General features: G+C 44.7%; 1 pseudogene. It reads left to right on the top strand.

From position 1 onward, the window contains the following. Positions 1-159: pseudogene (locus tag Afil_RS11550) on the top strand (IS256 family transposase); the annotation flags it as partial. Positions 160-1,122: the final 963 nt, after the last annotated feature.

Raw genomic sequence — 1,122 nt, forward strand, 5'->3', positions numbered from 1 at the left:
CCAAATGAGGATTCAGTTTATAAGGCTTTGTATCTACGCATTGTGGAGCTTGAGAAGAAATGGCAGGGACGAACGGTTCAAAACTGGGCAATGGTACGCAATCAGCTCCTGTGCGAGGAAGAACTGGACGCCAGGCTGGAGAAGTACTCAGCCAGATAAGCGGCAGATCCGAAATCCGCTCATGAAATTTTCTTCCGCTTAAACCCTTTACAGCGGGTCCCCGCTCCCCCTGCACCCCCTGAAGACGTCCCCGCCGTCGAAAAAATGCCACCCTGGCAGGGGCGACACAAGTCTAGCAGGGGGGGCGCCCGCTATAAAGGGCCGCTCCAGAAATTTTCACTCGCTCCTCGTCCAGCGAGGTGTTTTGAGCCTTCGAAACGCCAAATGTTTCAACTACCAAAAAACGAATTTACACAAAATTTTTGACATCCCCCCGTGTTGAAGCTGACTGCCGGATGCAGTTCCGTTTTATAAAGCCAGAGAAGACATTGTCTTTTGTCTGGCTTTTTGCTTAGCATTACGCAATCGTTTTGGAAAAATAAAAAGACCCCATCCTGGTGCGCATTCCTTATTGGTGGAGATAAGGTCTAGGCGTGATGAGGAACTTATTTAATAAATATAATGGTTTGAGAAAAAAAAGTAAAGAAGTTTATGAACAAAAAACTTTGAGTGGATGGATAACCTGCGTTTCGAATCGGGGTCTGCTTTTCCTTGAATTGATTTGAAGACTCCATGAAATTTCCTCACCATTGGGGTTCGGTCTTAAGGACGACTCATCGAACTGGAATTAGATTTCCAATAGATTACTGGGAAATTTGGTCTGCCTGAAAAACGGATTGCCGCAGAACACGAAGGGAAACTGTCAGCTGTGGAAGATAGAAATGGCAAGACTTTAAGGAATACAGGTACATAAATCCAAATGATTTTTTCGCACAGATATAATATTCTGGCTCTATGAAAATATTTGTAGGATCCTCCGAGCCAATGTCTTCATATGAAGTGTACCCCATGTCAAGGACACGATAATTAGAGAGAACCCTTTGTTCGGACACGTTATCCCTGTTATCTGTTTGTCTGTTGTTTGAGCAGGATTTGTGAACAAATCCGATGAAGCGATGCGCT

The organism is Allobaculum fili (assembly GCF_020969955.1).
In the GTDB taxonomy this organism is placed as follows: domain Bacteria; phylum Bacillota_I; class Bacilli_A; order Erysipelotrichales; family Erysipelotrichaceae; genus Allobaculum; species Allobaculum fili.